This is a genomic window from Streptomyces sp. NBC_01474, assembly GCF_035918215.1.
Classification (GTDB): domain Bacteria; phylum Actinomycetota; class Actinomycetes; order Streptomycetales; family Streptomycetaceae; genus Streptomyces; species Streptomyces aureus.
Map to the genome: position 1 here is coordinate 2,439,404 of NZ_CP109449.1, position 17,459 is coordinate 2,456,862.

Genomic DNA, 17,459 nt, shown 5'->3' on the forward strand with positions numbered 1-17,459 from the left:
GAGCGACTGTGACCGCACGCCACCGGGACGGACACCGGCTTGATATCCGCGCCCGGGTGTCTGCCCTGCCGGGTGAGGGCGCGGCCGTGCGCTGGTGCGTACTGCTCGACCCAGCAGAGGGAACCGACGCCGAGATGGTCGACGCAGCGCTGCTCACAGCGCTGCTGACCGAGTCCCCCCTCGGGGTGCAGGTCCTGGACCCCGAACTGCGGTTCGTCCGGCTGAACCTTGCCGGGCCAGGGCTGCGGGGGGCGGTGAGCCAAGAGGCCATCGGGCGCCGCGCTCGCGAAGTGGCTCCGGGCATGGTCGACGACGAGACGGAGCGCAGACTCCGGTCGGTGGTGGAGACGGGCCGGCCGATGACCTTCGGCCACGTCGGCCGCCCTCCGGCCGACCCCGACCACGATCACGCCTACGACGTGAGCTTCCTGCCCCTGAAGGATCCGACCGGCACCATCCACGGGGTGGTCGTCGCCTCACAGGACGTGACCGAGCGGCAACAGGCACAGGCCCGTTTGAATCTGCTGGTGGAGGCAGGCACACGAATAGGCACGACGCTGGACGTGATGACAACGGCCGAGGAACTGGCCGAGGTCGCGGCGCCGGCCCTTGCCGACATCGCGGCGGTGGAGGTCCTCGACGACGTACTCGCGGGCGAGGCACCGCCGCCCGGCCCGGTGAGCTCTGAGGCGCTGCTGCGGCGGGCCGGCTTTCGTGCCGCCGCAGGGCTGGACGCGACGCCCGCCTACAGTCCCGGCGAGGTGATTCCCGGCTACCCGCCGTCCTTCACCGCGTGCCTGGCCGACCTGCAACCCCGTCTGATTCGGGAACTACGGGTCGACCACGAGTGGATCATCCACGACCCCCGCCGCGCAGAGCTGCTGCGCCGGGACGGCGCGCACTCGACGATGGTGGTACCGCTCACCGCCCGCGGGGTGGTGCTCGGCCTGGCGAGCTTCTACCGAATGCAGACACCCGACCCGTTCGAGGAGGACGACCTCGCCCTCGCCGTCGAAATCGGTGCCCGGGCTGCCGTGTGCCTGGACAACGCCCGCCAGTACACCCGCGAGCGTAGCGCCGCCGTCACCCTGCAACGCAGCCTGCTCCCACAGACCGTCCCCGTCCAGAACGCCGTCGAGGTGGCCTGGCGCCACGAGTCCACCCGTGGCAGCGGGGATTGGTTCGACGTCATCCCGCTGTCCGGGGCACGGGTGGCTCTGGTAGTGGGACACCTGGTCGGGCACGGCATGCAAGCAGCAGCAGACATGGGCCGACTGCGCACTGCCATCAATACCCTGGCCGCACAGGACCCGACCCCCGACGAAATGCTCGCCCAACTCCACGACCTGGCGTCCGGCCCCACCGGCGAACACGCCCACCTGGCCGATGACGACCGTGCCAGCCCACACCTGGCCGGAGTCACCTGCATCTATGCGGTCTACGACCCCATCTCTCGCCGCTGCACCTTCGCCCGGGCCGGCCACCCAGCACCTGTGATTGTCTATCCCAACGGCTCTCTCGAGGTCCCCGGCATCCCGGCCGGTCCACCCTTGGGAAGCGACCATCCGCCGTACGAGACCACCGAGGTGGAACTACCGGTGGGCAGCATCATCGCCCTGTCCACCAGCAGCCTCGCCCCATCCGACCACCCACCCGAGGGATCGGCCCGTCTGCGGCGGATCCTCGGCAACCCCCACCGGTCTCTCAAGGACACCTGCGACGCCATAGTCCGAGAACACCAAGACCGCGGCGAGGAGAGCACAGTGCTGCTACTGGCACGCACCCAGAGCCTGCGCGCCGACCAGGTCTCGACCTGGACTCTGCCCAACGACCCCGCACTCGTCACCACCGCCCGCACCCTGGCCGTACGCCAACTGGCCCACTGGGATCTCCAGGAACTCGAGTTCCCTACCGAACTGATCGTCAGTGAACTGGTCACCAACGCCATCCGCTACGCCACCGGCCCCATCCAGCTGCGCCTGATCCACGACCTCAACCTCATCTGCGAAGTCACCGACGACAGCAGCACCGCCCCGCACCTGCGCCACGCGTACGAAACCGACGAGGGCGGCCGCGGCCTCTTCCTCATCGCCCAACTCACCCGCCGCTGGGGCACCCGCTACACCGCCCGAGGCAAGACCATCTGGGCCGAACAGGCCCTCCCATCGGGACTGTAAATCGCTCCGGTGTAACTCCTGATCAAGGAAACTTGCTGTGCTGCACCTCGGGGCGACCGATTGGCTTCCCTCGCCCCGGCCTCAGACGGGACTCATCAAGGTACGTTTTTTTCGTGCAGCCGCAGTCTGAGGATCCCGAAGGAGTCGACCCCGCATTTACCACGGTCTTCGACGGCTCACTACTACTGCCGGACGGCCGCATCGCCGTCGGCGACGTTGAGCAACTGACCCGGTCGTATACCGGGTTGGCGACCGTGGCGAGTTCAAGGTGCATGTCGCAGTGGACTCCCCAGGCGCCGACGCTCGCGTCATCGACGTCACGATCATCCGAAGCATCATCTGACGAGGCGAGACCGCCCGTGGTCGCAAGGCGGCGACTCCGCGTTCAGTCATCTCCACCGGCAAGCTCGCGATCTACAGCTGGAGTATTTGCCCCGGCGAGGAGCGTCGAAGCCGCTGATCAGGGTGGACTGGGTGCTCTGCGTTGCCAGCCCCGGACCGCCTTGGCCGATGAAGCGGTCCAGATGCCGGCCATCTCGGGAATGTCAGGGGCCCACAGTGGTACCTCGGTCCACGGGGCCACACCATGATCCTGGAGGAACTGCTCGTCCGCCCACACCAGTTCGGTCCCGGCGCCGGTGGCATCGACACAGGCATCCAGTAGTCCGCCCATGGCGGCGTTCTCGCGGACACCGGTGGTCAGATAGCGGCCGTCTGTCAGAACTACTCAGCCAATAGGCGCCCCTCACTTTCGCGTGGGGCGCCGGGCGTCTGTCGTCGTCGCCTCGCATGTCACTCCATCGCGGCTTCCACCGAGTTATGGATCTGCAAGGCCCGGTACAGGCCGGTGATGCGGAAGATCTGGAGAATGTCCGGGTTCGTAATCACCAGCCTCAGGTCACCGACGTGCGTACGAATCCGCTTGGCGATGCTGACTAAGACCCCAAGGCCCGTCGAGTCGATATATGGGACCCCCCTCAGGTCCACGATGAGGCGATGCCGGCCCACTTCGATACAGGTGAACACGTGCTCCCTGACCTGAGGCACGCTGGAGACGTCGACCTCGCCATGGATCTCGACGACGGTCCAGCCCGTCTCGTCACGGTGGCTGATGTGAAATTCCGGGTGCATGGGTTGCCTAACGGCGATGCCCTGGGGAGAAGTTTTGGGTCGTGCCTGCCGCACGTCCGTTCCGCATATGCACGAACGACTGGTTATGACCTCACCCGCCAGATGGCGCATGTCCATGACTCCGTCACCGAACGCATGACATGCCAACCTCTGACGTCACCGAAAGCGAGCGGGTGATTGCTCAAGCCAGCGTCTCTCGGCTCCCACTATCGTTCGGCGCGACCTGGACGCACTACGAGGAGAAGGAGATCGTCGTCAACATCGCGGTCTCGCTGGTGGCCGACATTGCCCAGCAGACGGCGACCTCTGCCGTGGTCATCAGCGCTGACAGCGATCTGTCGCTTGCCATCCGCACCGCACTCGTGGTGAATCCCCGGGCCCACACCATGGCGGCGTTTCGCCCAAGCAGTTCTGCAACGAGCTCAAGCGGTTGATGTCCGCCTCGTTCATCATCGGCCGCGCCAAGTTCGCCCAGGCGCAGCTGCCTCAGAAGGTGCAGGACCCCCCTTTCGGTCACACCTTCGAGCGTCCGGCGCACTGGGGCCTGACCGGCTGCCGCCCGGTGCTGCCGGGACGCTGCAGCAGCACGGTCGGCTGCTTCCTGCCCGCGTAGCGGGGGGTCCCGTGCCGGAGGAAGTGGGGGGAGGCTTCACACCCTCATCGGGGGCATCGAAACAAGGCGCCCTAGAGGACTCTCTGATAGGCCCCAGGGCCCCACGTGAGCGGCTGGAGGACGCCCTCGAGGTCAAGCTCGGAGTCTTCCTGAGCAACAGCAAGAGCCGCCGTGCCAAGTTGAGTCGCGACCAACTCGCCGCACTCGCCGATCCGCACTCGCCGACCTTGGACTCCACTGGGCAGCGGCGTGACGCGAGCGCGGGGCCGCCAGACGGTTTCGCCTGGCGGGGCCGAAGCCGTCAGGCTTCGGCCCCGCGGCGATTAATGAGGGGCGGCCAGGAGCCGGCCATGGCCATGTCCTGCAGCGCGATGATGTGGTTCTTGAGGTGGTGGCTGTTGCCGTTGGTGGGGGCGATGTGGCAGTGGTGCAGGAGCCGGTCGGGGATCGCACCTGCACCATCGACTGTTGACTCGGCCACGCGAAGGAAGCGAGATAGCAGGAGAGCTATCAGCTACAAGACGCGCGGTGGCGTAGGGCCCGACCGGTATCTGCCTCGAGCGTCGCCGTTCCTGGCATTTGCTTCCATGGGCCGCTTCGGTCCTGCAAGGCTGGCCGTGTGATGTATGTCGTGACAGCGGATGCCCAGATCCCGGTTGGCGCCCCGGGGATGGATGAGTTGCAGCGCGTCGGAGCAATTGCACTGTTGGAGCAGGGATTCGACGCGGTGGAGGGGATCGGCCGACCGGGGCGGAGGTGGAGGTCGTCGACAGCATCGTCGCCGCCTACCCCGGTGGCGCCGATTGAAGGTCTTCGCGCACGCCTCGACGGCCAGCACTTCCTCCCGCGCGAGAGCCGGGAGCGAGCATGTCGTTCGCAGCGGTTTCCTTGCGTCAGTGGGGCTGGGACGGGGAGGCGGGGATCAGCTGCTCGCTCGGGCCGTCTGGCGCACCGGCACCGCCGGTCGCCGGTGTACGGCCGTGCCGCATGAGCGCGGCCACGAGCAGCGCGGCCCCGGCCGCGGCGGCGGCCAGCAGGTGGGCGAGGACGAACCCGGACTCGGTGTGCACGATCCGGCCGGTCTCCGGGTAAGCGCGGAGGATGTGCTGGGCCAGCACGGCACCGAGCACGGTTACCCCGGTCGCGTTGCCGAGGTTGCTGGCCACGCCCATCATTCCGGTGCTCACCGCCGTGTGGGTCGGCGGGACCGCCTCGACGACGAGGTTGGAGACGGACACGAAGAAGAAGCCGAACCCGATGCCCTGCGCCACGGCCGCGATGAGCACCTGCCACGGCTCGGCGTGCAGGACCGCCAGGCTCCCGGCGCTCACAGTGAAGGCGGTCAGTGCGACGAGGAGGCCGGTGCGCGGCCCGCGACGGCGCGCCAGGACACCGCCGAGCGGTCCGCAGACGGCGCCCACCAGCCCTTGCGGCACAAGGAACAGCGCCACGCCGAGCGCTCCCATGCCGAGTCCGTAGCCCGGCAGCCGCGGGGTCTGCACCAGCAGCGGCACCACGAAGGCCTGCCCGCCGATCGCGAAGGCGCCGCCGAACGCCGCCAGCAGGGTCCACCGCAGCGCCGGTCCGGTGAGCAGCCGCACGTCGATCAGCGGCTCCGCCCTCCGTAGCTCGCAGAGGACGAACAGCACGAGCAGCGCGCAAGCGCACCCGAGGACGGTGAGCGTGCGCGCCGAGGTCCACCCCCAGGCTCCGCCCTGGCCGACCGCGAGCAGCAGGCCCGCGGCTCCCGCGCCGAACAGCACTCCGCCGATGGCGTCGACGCGGCGGCGCAGCCGTACCCCGGACTCCGGGACGGTGAACGCCAAGACCGGGGTGAGCACCAGGACGTATGCCAGGCAGAACCAGAAGACGGCGCGGAATCCGAAGGCGTTGACAAGCAGCCCGCCGATCAACGGCCCGGTGACGGCGCTGAATCCGAGCCCGGTCGTGATGGCTCCCATCGCCACGGGCACGATCCGCGGCGGGAAGAGGTCGCGGATCAGGCCGTAGGCGGCGGGCCCGATGACCATGCAGGTGCCCTGCAGGGCGCGGCCGAGCAGCAGGACCGGGTAGGACGGCGCCAGCGCGCAGACGAGGGAGCCGACGGCGAAGGCGGCAGCCGCGAGCACGATCATCCGCTTCTTGCCGATGGCGTCTGCGACCTTACCCAGCAGCGGCTGGGCCACCACTCCGACGAGGCTGACAACAGTGAGCGTCCATCCGATCGCGGGCGTGCGGTACTCCGCTGCCATCAGCGGCAGTGCCGGATAGACGAGGGAGAGCTCCAGCGCGACGACCTCGGTGAGCAGGACGAGGGGGACGAGCAGGAGGACGTACGAGGCTGTGGACCTGCCCTCGAGCCGGCCGGCGGCCGAGTCGGGGCTCGGGCCCGCGTCGAGGGAAGGCGGGTGGGCATCACGCACTGCGTTTCTCCTCGCAGGCAGGGACCGGCCTGACAGATGCGGGCCGGGACGGGTTCGGAATCCCAGGAAGGGTGATCAATCGCTTGTCAGGAGACTTCTGGACGGCCGCGGCCCTCGCCCAGGTGCGGGTTGACTCGCCGATGGCGGCGTCGACGGTGAACAGCGCGGCGTACAGCGCGGCCATGCGCGGTTCGTCGACCAGGGCGTTGTACGTGGCGCCGAACGGGGCCAGGCCGCGGGTGGTCCGCCATGGACAGCAGCGTGAGCGTGCCGCCGGCACGCGGCGGCACATCGTCGTCCCCCTTGGCCCGAGCCTCATCCGCCGCCGCACGCGGCCGCCAGGCAGGACAGCGCCGTCGCCAGGAGGAGTGCCGGTCTGAGCTTCATGATGGGCTCGTGATCAGTGGCGGTTGCGCAGGTGGGCGGCCGTCCGCCGGCGGCGCAGCTGCTCGCTGCGCTCGGCGGGGGTGACCTGCGCGGTGGACGCGGGGAGGTGGTCGCGGACAGAGTCGAACGCGACGACCCGCAGCACCGGTTCGGGGAACGCGTCGGCCAGGAGCAAACGGCCGTTGAGGGTTCCGTGCGAGTGGCCGCCGGTGTCGAGCCAGTTCGGCACCCCGGGATCGCGATGCGCTATGACGGCGCGGAACACGCCGTCGTCGTCGAGCCGGGCCTGGTGGCAGTTGAGCGAGGACTGCCGGCTGAACCAGTTGACGGTCTCCCAGTAGTAGTTGCCGAGGCCGAAGCTCCAGTAGTGCGCCGCCGGCGGCGCGAACTCCAGCACGACCGCCTCATCGGAAGCACAGCGGAAGTTACCCATGCCGTACGCCTGGTTCTGGAAGCCGCCCCATGCGGACTCCGCGAGCGGCGTGAACGGCATGGTGTTCGACGGGGTCTCGAGCGACTGCTTGCACATCAGGTCCCAGAACACGCCCGCCTTGTCGAACCAGCGCACCAGCCGCTCGCCGCGCGCCCGCACGTCGGCTTCGGTCAGCGGCGAGGCCGGCGGGTACTGCGCGCCGATGCGCTCGATCACCAGATTGGCCGGGCGCTCGGTCTCCCAGTCGCAGAACAGCTGGCGCACGCACAGCGACTGCGCGTCCGGGTCGATGTAGAGCCAGTTGCCCTCGCGGGGCTCGCCGCCGACGAACAACTCGAACGTGCCGTCCTCGGCGACGGTGAGCGAGCGGCTGTCGATGTTCGAGTTGATCCGGTAGTCCGGCGCCTCGCAGAAGTGCGGCGAGTGCACCTGGACGTCCAGGTAGTGCGATGTCCCGCGGTCGCCGAAGATCCGGTACTCGGCGTCCCCGCGGATGGCAGCCAGCGTGTAGATGACGTCGGGGTTGTCGATGCCCCAGCTGCACGTCGTGTCCGCCCAGCGCGCGAACTCCGGGTAGTCCGGGTCTGCCAGCTCCATGCTCAGTAGCGCCCCGGCCGCCATGTACCGGGTCGCGAAGCGCAGGCCCTCCGCGCGCAGCAGCGACGTGTCGGTGGCGGGGTCGTCGAAGACGACACTGCGTCCGAACCGCCGCCACGCGTCCACCACGTCGTCGAATAGCTGCCCGTGCCGCACGGTCGTATCGCGCTCTGTCATGCCGTTTCTCCTTTGCGTCTCATCCGTCGGCCGACATACTCGCAATTGAAAACGTCATTTTCAATAGCGCGTCTCGTATACTCGCAGGGTCGGTAGACGACAGGGCAAGCAGTGACGGCGATCGAGGGGACCGAAGTGACGAACGAGCCGGGGCCGCGCGGAACACTGGCGACGGCGGCGGTGGACCGGATCCTCGGCCCGCAGCGCGAGGAGTACCTCCACGACGCGCAGCTCCTGATCACCGCCTGCCGCGACCTCATCACGGAGACCGGCAGCGTCGACCCCCCGGTGTCGCTGATCCTCAAACGCGCGGGGCTGGGGAGCCGCGCCTTCTACCGGCTCTTCCCCAGCAAGCGCGACCTCCTGATGGCTGTCCTGGAAGCCAGTACCGAAGCTCTGCAGGCGCGCATCCGCAGCCGGCTCGACACCATCCCGGACCCGGCCACGCGCATCCACACCTGGATCGACACGTTCATCGAACACACCACCAGTACCCCGGCCGACGGCACCGCATCGCTCATCCTCGACGCCCCCCGATTGAGCGCCATCTTCCCCGACGCCAGCGAGACCCTGGAGCGCCGCATCATCGCGCCGCTGCACGAGGCCCTCGGCGGCCTACGCCGCGACGCGGACACCGACGCGAACCTCGCCGACGCGACCGTGGTCTACGACATGGTCGCCTCGGCAGTCGTACGCGCCTTGTCCCGGAGGCAACCCATCGCCGAACCCGTACGCGCCCACCTTCACGCCTGCACAACACGCGTCATCGAGGGGCCCGACCAAGGAACAGCAGCCGCATGATCAGCAGTTCTTCCGGACCATGCCTGACCGCCGCGCCGAGCGTGTGATCGGTGCGCCGTTCATTGACGGCCGTCCTGTCCCGCTCGAAAATACGATTCGCTGCTTTGGCCTGCACGTTTGCTGATACTGATGACGCGGCCCCGGACGGGCCTGCGACGATCTGCGGATGTCACTGTCGGCCGTTGCCTCGCTCGTCCGAAATCTGATCACGGCGCCCGCTGCTGTGCTGCGTGCCCGCGTGGCCAAAGATGCGGAAGTACTGGCGCTACGGCACGAGAACGCAGTGCTGCGCCGTCAGATCACCCGGTCCACTACCAGCCGGCCGACCGAATCTGGCTTGCCGCACGCTCACGACTGATCCCACGCGGCCAATGGCGCCAGGCCTTTGCAGTCACCCCCACCACACTGCTGCGCTGGCGCCGTCAACTCATCGCCCGAAAGCGGACGTTCACCCAGTGCCGCCGCCCTGGGCGACCTTCTACCGGCCCCATCGTCAAGCAACTCACCCTGCGCCTGGCCCGAGAGAACAGCAGCTGGGGCCACCGCCGAATACAGGGCGAATCGCCCGCCTCGGCTACCCGATCGCCCCCTCCACGGTCTGGGAAATTCTGCACGCCGCCCGCATCGATCCCGCCGCACAGCGCGCAGGGCCGGCCTGGCACCAGTTCCTCACCGCACAGGCCCGCGGCATCCTCGCCGCCGACTTCCTCCACCTCGACACCGTCACCCTCAATGGCCCTGGCCTTCATCGAACATGGCACCCGGCGCGTCCACCTCGCTGGCATCACCACGCACCCCTGGAGCGCGGTGGTGCCGGGCGCGCCCGTGGCAGTGAAACGGCCGCCCCGGTGAGATTCCCTGCCGGTGATCCATAGGCAACCGCATTTGGTTCGGGTGGTTATCAGTCTTGGACGCGATCAGTCGGTGCGGCTTGGATGAGACGGTGCGAGGTCGCAACCCGGTCTTCGCAGTTTGTACAGCGAGCAGACATCTGGCCCTGCCTCGATCACGCCGGTCCAACGCATCCGGCGCCTCGCCCCTCATACCCCTCACTTCGAGGAATCTTCATGACTCGAACGATGTCGAAGGCGACACCGGCCGCAGCCTCAGCGACGACGACCAGCGCGTGGTGTGTCACCGTGCTGCTGGCGCTGTTCATGCTGATCAATTATGCGGACAAAGCCGTGATGGGCTTTGCCGCTCAGGACATCCTCAAGGATCTGGGCATCACGGCACAGGAGTTCGGTGTCATTCAGAGCGCCTTCTTCTGGCTGTTCTTCGCGGGAGCCATGTTCATATCGTCGGCCAACATCAACACCGGCCGCGCGGACGGTACAGTATCGGCCCGCCCACCCGAGTCCGGCCTCTGCCAACGGCATTGTGGACAGCACTCGATCGTATCGTTGGTCGACTTGCTGAACACGCCACGGCAGATGGGCGTGATCAAGTGAGGCAGCGCAGCCGGACTTGTACGCGCACGGGGCCACCGGCCGAGCCGGGCTCTTGAGGCGGTGAAGGAGAGCTTGTCCGAGACGGAGTGCTGGACCAGATACTGCGGGACATAAGAGCGGATGAACCCGGGAACCGCCTCCTGCCATCCGCCTGTGCCGGGGGATGCCGGAAGGTCATTCGCATCACCATGCGTTCCATAGCGGGCCCTGGCGGGGACAGGGGCAGGCGGGGTCACGCCGGCGCTGACGGGCTCCGCCGGTGAGGCTGCAGCGGGGTCCTCTCGGATGTGTTGATTTCCCGGAACAGGCTCAATACGGTGTGTCCGCCGCATCCTAGACACGTCTGAACACCTGGGAACACCATGACCGTCTCCGCCTCGCCCTACACCGGAGGACCAGGCGACGGCGCAGGCGACGCGGACCTCCAGCAGATCGTCGACGCGCTGGCCGAGCGGCTGAGACGGTCCGTGGCGATCGACGACCCGCGCCTTCGCCTGCTCGCGGCGAGCCGCCACTTCGGCGACGAGGATCCCGCCCGGGTGCACGCCATGCTGAGCCGTGAGGCAACGCCTGCCAACACCGAGTGGGTCCTGTCGCATGGTGTCGCGAGCTGGCACGGGCCTGGCCGGATCCAGGCGAGGCCCGAGTCCGGGGCGGCGGGGCGGGTCTGTGTTCCGGTCCGGTGTCATGGTGCGCTGTTCGGATATCTGTGGCTCATCGACCCCGACAAGGCGGTGACCGAGGACCAGCTCGCCGCTGCGCAGCAGGCAGCGGAGCACGCCGGTGCCGTGCTGGACGGACAGCTCCGGTTCCAGAGGCGCAGGCGCCAGATGGAGGGTGCTCTTGTCAGTGATCTGCTCGGCGACGACGCCGCTGCTCGGGCCAGGGCGCGTGAGGCGCTCCTCAGCGGTGGGTTCCCTGCCGCCCAGGGGTGCGTGGCCGTTCTGGTGGTGGAAGTGCTCCCGGTGCCAGGCGCCGAGGTGCCGGACGCCGCGACGGCGGATCTCGAGCGGGCTCTGCGCGCCGCTGTGGAGCCCGCTGCCCTCCGAGTGCCGGGAGGGTCGGTGCTGGGCCTGTTTCGTGGAGGTCATGCGGTGCTGCTGCTGACCGCGGCGACGCAGTGGCACGAGGGGGCGCTCACGGACGTCGCCGGCAGGCTCACCCGCTCCGTCGGGGCGGTCGTCGGCGTGGGCTCGGTGCATCATGACCTCGACGACTCGCTGGAGTCGTACCGGCACGCTCTCGACGCCGTCCGCGCTGCGCGGCTCCTGCCCGATCTGGGTCCCGTGGTCCTTTGGGATCGGCTGGGTGCCTATGCGGTGCTGCTGCAGCTGCTGCCCGAGCGGGTGTCGCGCGAGCACTACCCTGCCCCGGTCGCGCGGCTGCTGGCAGCGGACCGTTCGCGCCGTCTGGTTACCACCGTCGAGACCTATCTCGACCACGCCGGGGACTCCCAACTCACCGCGCAGGCACTGGGGATCCACCGCACCACGCTGTATTACCGGCTCGGGCGCGTGGAGGAGATCGGCGGCATCAGCCTGCGCGACGGCGGCGACCGGTTGACCGTGCACCTCGGTGTGAAGCTGGCCCGCCTCTCAGGCGATCTCCCGCCTGCACCGCTCCCGCCGTCGTAGAGCGAGTGAACGTACCTCAGCCGCCCCCTCCGTCAGCTGTTGAAATCCGGCCCCCGCAATTCCTTTCGCACGCGGATGACCCCGGGGTCGTGGTGGCCCATGCTCATGGCCATGCGTACAAACGATGTGCCGGTCATCGGTGGCGGGGCGGCCGGGTCGGCTTCAGGGTGGGGACTTGCACGACGCGGCTGGCGGGTCGCCCTCCTGGATTCGGGACTCAAAGTGACCCGTATCAGCACGGGGTTCGACAGCATCCTCCCAGGCCTGGCCGCCCACAAGCACGACCTCGGCGCCTCAGCCTTCGGTGGACCTCGTCCCAGCCCTCAGGGCGGCTCCAGCATCGCCGTGAAGGTCGGCAACCACTTGGCCTGACCATGAAATGAACCTGCTGTTCCCTGCGCGGACCGGCCGTCTCCGCCGAGAGGGGCAGCAGTCAGGGCCTCGTTCAGCTCCCAGCGATCTCCAAGCAGTGCACCGGCAGCGCCGGCAAACCGGCGGTTGCGATCCAGCTGTGCTCCTCCCTCTACTGGGGGCTCACCAACACCCGCTTGCGGCACCACTTCGCCAGCGCTGCCATCGACATGGCCCGCCTCGACGCCTGGCTCACCGGCAGAGCTCTCGCCCGAAACCGCGTCGCACTCTCCGCAGCATTCCGCCTCGCCGACCGCTGCCCAATTCGCGATAGCGGGCATTCACTTGACTATTTCTTGACGATTCCAATTCATGCATTCTCTCGCCCACGCCTCTGCTCTACCAGGAGTCACGCATGACGAACAGCTCAGCAGCAACCGAGAGCAGACCTTTGGCGGCTTCCCCGGGTGCCACCGACCGAGAGCCCCTCACCGGTTTCCACCTACGGGTGACCGCCACCACCTTCGGCGCGAACTTCTCCGACGGCTACGCACTCGGCATCATCGGCGCGGTCCTGCCTGTGCTCGGCACGACCATGCACCTGTCCGGCATCTGGCAGGGTCTGCTCGGTGCCTCCGCGCTGATCGGGCTGTTCTTCGGCAGCATCCTGCTCGGGCGGGTAGCCGACGTCATAGGGCGCCAGAAGCTCTACCTGTACAACTTCGTGCTGATCGCGGTCGCCTCCGCAGCCCAGTTCTGGGCACACACTCCAATGCTCCTCTTCCTGCTCCGGCTGGTGATCGGCTTCGGCCTGGGCGCGGACTACGCCGTCGGCCCGACCCTGCTCTCCGAGTTCGCCCCACGCCGGCTGCGCGGCTTCCTGCTCGGCTCCCTGACGGTGCTGTGGACCGTCGGATATGTCGTCGCCAACACTGTCGGCACCTACGTCCCCCTCACCGACACAGCCGCGCACTGGCTGCTGGCCAGCGGCGCGTTGCCCGCACTCCTGGTGCTGCTGCTGCGCATCGGCATCCCGGAGTCCCCGAGCTGGCTGGCCACCCGCGGCCGGACGGCCGAGGCCGCGCAGATCCGCCGCGCGTACCTCGGGCAGAGCCTGACCGCCGAGGAGGAGGCGGCGACCGCTGCCGCCGGTCATGCACCGACCGCCCGCTACCGCGAACTCTTCGCCCCGGGTCAGGCGACCAAGACCTGGTTCGGCGTCATCTTCTACAGCGCCCAGGTGCTGCCCTACTTCGCGATCTACACCTTCATGTCGCAAATCCTGGGCGCACTGCGCATCTCCGATGTCGACACCCAGAATCTGGTGCTCAACCTCGCCCTGCTGCTGGGGGGCGTCATCGGTCTGTGGCCGGTGCAGCGGATGGGTCGACGGCCGTTCACCATCGGCACCTTCGCGATCCTCACCCTCTGTCTGGGCGCGATGGCCGTGCTGAGCGGCGCCGGCAACTGGCTGCTGACAGCCCTCTTCCTCATCTACACCTTCGTCATGTCCGCTGCTTCCAACATCGCCCAGGTCTACCCGCCGGAACTCTTCCCCACCGCACTGCGCGGCTCCGGCGTCGGTCTTCTCAACGGCACCAGCCGGATCGCTTCCGCCGTGGGGACCTTCGTTCTGCCGGTCAGCCTGAACCAGATCGGCGTCGGCTGGTCGATGGGCTGGATGGCCCTGGTGCTGCTGCTCGGCACCGTCGTCAGCCTCGCCTGGGCACCGGAAACTCGCGACACCCTCACCACCGAAGAAAGGCACCACTGATGACCACTTCGTACCGCACCTCACCGACTGCTGACCGACCTGAGAGGAACCTCATGACTGCCGACGAGATCACCGCTGTCACCTTGGGTGAGGAGTTGATCACCCTTGAGGAGTTCGTGGCCGTCGCCCGGCACGGCGCCCGGATCGAGTTCGATGCGACTTACGTCGACCGCGTGCGCAAGTCACGCGCGCTGGTGGAGCGCTTCCTGGCTGAGAATCGCTTGGTGTACGGGGTTACCACCGGATTCGGCGACAACGTCACGGAGGTCATCGACCCGGCGGATGCGGAGCAGCTGCAGCGCAACATCGTGCGCTCACACGCCGTGTCTGTCGGTGAACCTCTGCCCACCGAGGTCGTCCGCGCCATTGCGCTGATGGAGCTGGTCGGCCTCGGCGAAGGCTATTCGGGCATCCGGCTCGAGACTCTGGAGCTGATCCGACGGATGCTCAACGGCCGGGTCACGCCGCACGTACCCGGCGAGGGTTCCGTCGGCTACCTGGCCCCAGAGGCACACATGGCTCTTGTGCTGCTGGGGGAGGGCCAGGCTTGGTACGGCGACGAGCTGCTGCCTGGGGCCGAGGCGTTGACCCGGATCGGAGAGCAGCCGACCCGTCTCGGCTGCAAGGAAGGACTGTCGCTCACCAACGGGACGCACTCGGTCACCGCGATCGCCGTCCTGGCCACCTATGACTCCAACGTCGCGGCGACCACCGCTGACATCGCCGCGAGCCTGTCGGTGCAGGCACTCAAGGGCACCCTCCGCGCCTACGACGCGCGGCTGCAGGAGCGGAAGCGGCACCCCGAGCAGGCCGCGGTCGCCGAGAACCTGCGACGGCTGACCGAGTCCAGCGCGATCAGCGCCGAGTTCCTCGACCACCGACTCCAGGACGGCTACTGCCTGCGCGGGATCCCGCAGATACACGGCGGCGCGAAGCGGGCGCTCGCTCAGGCACGGGAGGTCGTCGTCGAGGAGCTGCACTCGGTGGGCGACAACCCGGTCATACACCCCGAGGGCGAGGACGGGGTGGCGCTGATGGGGGCCAACTTCGACAGCACGTACGTCGGCATCCAGGCCGACTCCATGGTGAACGCGATGACGGTGCTGGCCAAGGCATCCGAGCGCCGCACCGACCGCATGGTCAACAGCAACTTCAGCGAGCTGCCCGCTTTCCTGGTTCCCCGGCCGGGACTAAACAGCGGATACATGATCGCGCAATACACGGCCGCAGCGCTGACCATGGAGCTGCGCGGAATGGCAGTGCCCGCATCTGCGGATACTGTCCCCACCTCGGCCAATCAGGAGGACCCGGTCAGCAACGCCTATCTGGCGGCGCTGAAGGCATACCGGGCGGCGCGCAAGCTCGGCTACGTCGTAGCGATCGAGTTGATGTGCGCCGTGCAGGCGCTCGACCTGCTCGCGCCGCGCTTGCCCTCGCCGGCCACGGAGGCCCTGCGGGCCAGGATCCGAGAAACCGTACCGACCGTCAACGAGGACCGGGTCTTCCACGCCGATATAGAGCACATCGCCGAGCTCGTACGAAGCGGGGAGGCGTTGCGCGTCGTCGAGGACGTGGCGGGTCCGCTGCGCTGCTGAGTGGTCGGCTCCGGAAGTCCTTGGGGGTTGATCAGGGTGCCTGGGCGACGGAGGTTTCCCGGTGTCGGGTGGGAGTGGACCGGTCGAGCCTGGCCAGTAGATCGGCCGGGCCGGATTCCAGACCGGGCCATCTCGGCCAAGTGCCTCAGCCCGCTCCGGGCGACCGGAGAGCGCGCCGAGCCGACGCAGGTTCGGCGGCCGCTGTCCGATGGGCTCGTCCCGGAAACGAATGGTGAGGCGGAACTCGGGCGGGTAGGAGCAGCGCATGTCGATCACTGTCGCGGATCTCCTCGAGTTGCCGCACCTGCGCCTGCATCTCTATTGCGGAGGCGAAGGTACGGACCGGGCGGTTTCGTGGACGCACGTGTCCGATCTGCCGGATCCGTGGCGGTGGCTGACCGGCGGCGACCTGCTGCTGACCAACGGGATGTCGTTTCCGTCGGAGCCCGGCCGGCAGGCCGCACTGATCGAGAAGTTGGACGACGCGGGTGCCAGCGGGCTGGCGATCGGTGACAAGATGTACTGCCCGCCTCTCACCGATGAGTTCGTCGCGACGAGTGAGCGCCTGCGCTTCAGCGTGCTGATGGTCGACTACCCGATGCCGTTCGTGGCGATATCCCAGGCGGTCGCCGCCGCGAACCTGCTCGAGCAGTCGGATCGCCTGGTTCGTACGGAGCGCATCTACCGCACCGTCCAGCGGATGGTTGCGAGCGATGACGGCGCGTCGGTGGTGTGCGGGCCTCTCGCGCAGGTGTTGGGGTGCGACGTGCATGTCTGCCACCGCGAGTCGGGCGAGCCCTGGTATCCCCAAGGCCAGCGCCTCGATCCGGTTATCGCGGCGGCTCTGGACAGGATCGCCAGTGGAACAGCCGATCTGCGCGCGGGCGCGTTGGTCCTGCCGCTGGATGACGGGCGGGAGTTGCGTCTGGTGGACATCCCGACCCAGCGTGCGGCGGTGCTGGTGCTCGTGTCCCAGAGGCGCAGCGTCATTGATGCGATCCTCATGCAGCATGCCGTCACCGTCGTCGCCCTGGAGCTTTCCCAGTCGTTGGTGGCGATCGAGCATCGCCGCCGTCTCGGTGCCGAGTTGCTCGCGCAGTTGATGGAAGGTCGCATCGATCCGCGCGTTGGGCGTCGGCAGCTGACAAGCTTCGGTATTGACGTCGCGGGGGCTCGCCTCCTTGCGATCAGTTCCACCGAGGTCGGCAAGCTACGCGACTCTCACATCGCTTTGTGGCGCAACGCCGTTCCTCATGCCGCCGCACACCACTCGGAGGTGCTGTACCTCATAGCCGTCGACATCGGGGACGTCAGCGAAGTGATGCGAGCCGAGCTCGGGCCGCAGGCTCTGATCGGGGCTAGCGGAGTCATCCGAAGCGTCGAGCGGATGCCGGAGGCTCTGCGCGAGGCGAACTGGGCGTTGCGTGCTGCTGACGGGATGCCAGGGCGCACGTTCAGGTACGGGGATGCCACTCCGTTCATCGGTGTCGGGAGTATCGATGACGCAGCGGCCCTGGTGACGCGAACTCTCGGGCCGCTGATCGAGTACGAACGGGCTCACGACACTCCGCTGCTCGCGACACTCGATGCCTATCTCGCGCATCAGCGGTCGTGGCAGAAGACGGCCGATGTCCTGCGGGTACATCGCCAGACGGTGCTGTATCGAATCCGCAAGGTCGAAGAGATCACCGGACTGAGCATTAACGAGAGCCGCCACATCACCGAGTTGTGGCTCGCGATGCAGGCGCGGGCGCTGCTGCTGCCCGGCGACGGCGCCGCCGGCGGACCCGGCACGGACTGACAGCCGTCATCAGCGGCGGCCTCGGGACCCGGTCGTCCGCCTTGTGCATGTGCACAAACCTTGTGGCAACGAATGTGGCAGCTTCGATGGCGCGCGCTCGAGCACAGCGGGGGC

The 17,459-nt window shown here is 68.1% G+C and carries 15 protein-coding genes; 10 read left to right on the forward strand and 5 right to left on the reverse strand.

Translation table 11 applies throughout. The annotated features are described in order from the left end of the window. Positions 1-8 precede the first annotated feature (8 nt). Positions 9-2,177 carry a SpoIIE family protein phosphatase gene (locus OG758_RS11545; protein WP_442810419.1) on the forward strand — a complete coding sequence of 723 codons (2,169 nt, stop codon included), beginning with the start codon at positions 9-11 and terminating at the stop codon, positions 2,175-2,177. 792 nt (positions 2,178-2,969) lie between these two features. On the opposite strand, the gene OG758_RS11550 is transcribed toward OG758_RS11545, so the two are convergent. Next, positions 2,970-3,425: an STAS domain-containing protein gene (locus tag OG758_RS11550; RefSeq protein WP_442810291.1), complete on the reverse strand. Its 456-nt coding sequence runs from the start codon at positions 3,423-3,425 to the stop codon at positions 2,970-2,972. Between the two features lie 23 nt (positions 3,426-3,448). On the opposite strand from OG758_RS11550, the gene OG758_RS11555 reads away from it, so the two are divergent. Next, positions 3,449-3,742, forward strand: a complete 294-nt coding sequence (locus tag OG758_RS11555; protein WP_326709909.1) for a hypothetical protein — start codon at positions 3,449-3,451, stop codon at positions 3,740-3,742. Continuing rightward, positions 3,742-3,921: a hypothetical protein gene (locus OG758_RS11560; protein WP_326709910.1), complete on the forward strand. Its 180-nt coding sequence runs from the start codon at positions 3,742-3,744 to the stop codon at positions 3,919-3,921. Before OG758_RS11555 ends, OG758_RS11560 begins: the two co-directional genes overlap by 1 nt. 301 nt (positions 3,922-4,222) lie before the next feature. Here the strand turns inward: OG758_RS11560 and OG758_RS11565 are convergent, their stop codons facing one another. The 4 genes from OG758_RS11565 to OG758_RS11580 form a co-directional block, all read right to left on the reverse strand. Further along, entirely contained in the window at positions 4,223-4,402 is a 180-nt protein-coding gene (locus tag OG758_RS11565) for a hypothetical protein (RefSeq protein WP_326709911.1), read from the reverse strand. Positions 4,403-4,814: 412 nt separating this feature from the next. Next, positions 4,815-6,344, reverse strand: a complete 1,530-nt coding sequence (locus OG758_RS11570) for an MFS transporter (protein ID WP_326709912.1) — start codon at positions 6,342-6,344, stop codon at positions 4,815-4,817. After that, entirely contained in the window at positions 6,337-6,636 is a 300-nt protein-coding gene (locus tag OG758_RS11575) for a hypothetical protein (protein ID WP_326709913.1), read from the reverse strand. Before OG758_RS11575 ends, OG758_RS11570 begins: the two co-directional genes overlap by 8 nt. Before the next feature lie 108 nt (positions 6,637-6,744). Then, positions 6,745-7,938: a hypothetical protein gene (locus OG758_RS11580; protein ID WP_326709914.1), complete on the reverse strand. Its 1,194-nt coding sequence runs from the start codon at positions 7,936-7,938 to the stop codon at positions 6,745-6,747. A gap of 135 nt (positions 7,939-8,073) precedes the next feature. On the opposite strand from OG758_RS11580, the gene OG758_RS11585 reads away from it, so the two are divergent. The 7 genes from OG758_RS11585 (at position 8,074) to OG758_RS11615 (ending at position 17,345) form a co-directional block, all read left to right on the forward strand. Continuing rightward, the gene (locus OG758_RS11585) at positions 8,074-8,739 is read left to right on the forward strand and encodes a TetR/AcrR family transcriptional regulator (protein WP_326709915.1); all 666 of its coding nucleotides are present in this window, start codon (positions 8,074-8,076) and stop codon (positions 8,737-8,739) included. Between the two features lie 1,067 nt (positions 8,740-9,806). Further along, a complete protein-coding gene (locus tag OG758_RS11590) occupies positions 9,807-10,190 on the forward strand; it encodes a hypothetical protein (protein ID WP_326709916.1) in 384 nt (127 codons plus the stop codon). A gap of 362 nt (positions 10,191-10,552) precedes the next feature. Then, positions 10,553-11,824 carry a PucR family transcriptional regulator gene (locus OG758_RS11595; RefSeq protein ID WP_326709917.1) on the forward strand — a complete coding sequence of 424 codons (1,272 nt, stop codon included), beginning with the start codon at positions 10,553-10,555 and terminating at the stop codon, positions 11,822-11,824. A gap of 111 nt (positions 11,825-11,935) precedes the next feature. Beyond that, positions 11,936-12,196 carry an NAD(P)-binding protein gene (locus OG758_RS11600; protein ID WP_326709918.1) on the forward strand — a complete coding sequence of 87 codons (261 nt, stop codon included), beginning with the start codon at positions 11,936-11,938 and terminating at the stop codon, positions 12,194-12,196. 394 nt (positions 12,197-12,590) lie between these two features. After that, a complete protein-coding gene (locus OG758_RS11605) occupies positions 12,591-13,949 on the forward strand; it encodes an MFS transporter (protein WP_326709919.1) in 1,359 nt (452 codons plus the stop codon). A 53-nt stretch (positions 13,950-14,002) separates the two neighbouring features. After that, on the forward strand, positions 14,003-15,544 hold the full coding sequence (locus OG758_RS11610) for an HAL/PAL/TAL family ammonia-lyase (protein ID WP_326709920.1): 1,542 nt from the start codon (positions 14,003-14,005) through the stop codon (positions 15,542-15,544). A 265-nt stretch (positions 15,545-15,809) separates the two neighbouring features. Next, a complete protein-coding gene (locus OG758_RS11615; RefSeq protein WP_326709921.1) occupies positions 15,810-17,345 on the forward strand; it encodes a PucR family transcriptional regulator in 1,536 nt (511 codons plus the stop codon). The last annotated feature ends 114 nt before the right edge of the window (positions 17,346-17,459 follow it).

What these genes read in the sequence shown, in the direction of transcription:
- OG758_RS11550 (WP_442810291.1), bottom strand. Translation starts at nt 3,425, where the DNA reads ATGGACATGCGCCATCTGGCGGGTGAGGTCATAACCAGTCGTTCGTGC.
- OG758_RS11555 (WP_326709909.1), top strand. Translation starts at nt 3,449, where the DNA reads ATGCCAACCTCTGACGTCACCGAAAGCGAGCGGGTGATTGCTCAAGCC.
- OG758_RS11560 (WP_326709910.1), top strand. Translation starts at nt 3,742, where the DNA reads ATGTCCGCCTCGTTCATCATCGGCCGCGCCAAGTTCGCCCAGGCGCAG.
- OG758_RS11575 (WP_326709913.1), bottom strand. Translation starts at nt 6,636, where the DNA reads ATGTGCCGCCGCGTGCCGGCGGCACGCTCACGCTGCTGTCCATGGCGG.
- OG758_RS11580 (WP_326709914.1), bottom strand. Translation starts at nt 7,938, where the DNA reads ATGACAGAGCGCGATACGACCGTGCGGCACGGGCAGCTATTCGACGAC.
- OG758_RS11590 (WP_326709916.1), top strand. Translation starts at nt 9,807, where the DNA reads ATGACTCGAACGATGTCGAAGGCGACACCGGCCGCAGCCTCAGCGACG.
- OG758_RS11595 (WP_326709917.1), top strand. Translation starts at nt 10,553, where the DNA reads ATGACCGTCTCCGCCTCGCCCTACACCGGAGGACCAGGCGACGGCGCA.
- OG758_RS11600 (WP_326709918.1), top strand. Translation starts at nt 11,936, where the DNA reads ATGCGTACAAACGATGTGCCGGTCATCGGTGGCGGGGCGGCCGGGTCG.
- OG758_RS11605 (WP_326709919.1), top strand. Translation starts at nt 12,591, where the DNA reads ATGACGAACAGCTCAGCAGCAACCGAGAGCAGACCTTTGGCGGCTTCC.
- OG758_RS11610 (WP_326709920.1), top strand. Translation starts at nt 14,003, where the DNA reads ATGACTGCCGACGAGATCACCGCTGTCACCTTGGGTGAGGAGTTGATC.
- OG758_RS11615 (WP_326709921.1), top strand. Translation starts at nt 15,810, where the DNA reads ATGTCGATCACTGTCGCGGATCTCCTCGAGTTGCCGCACCTGCGCCTG.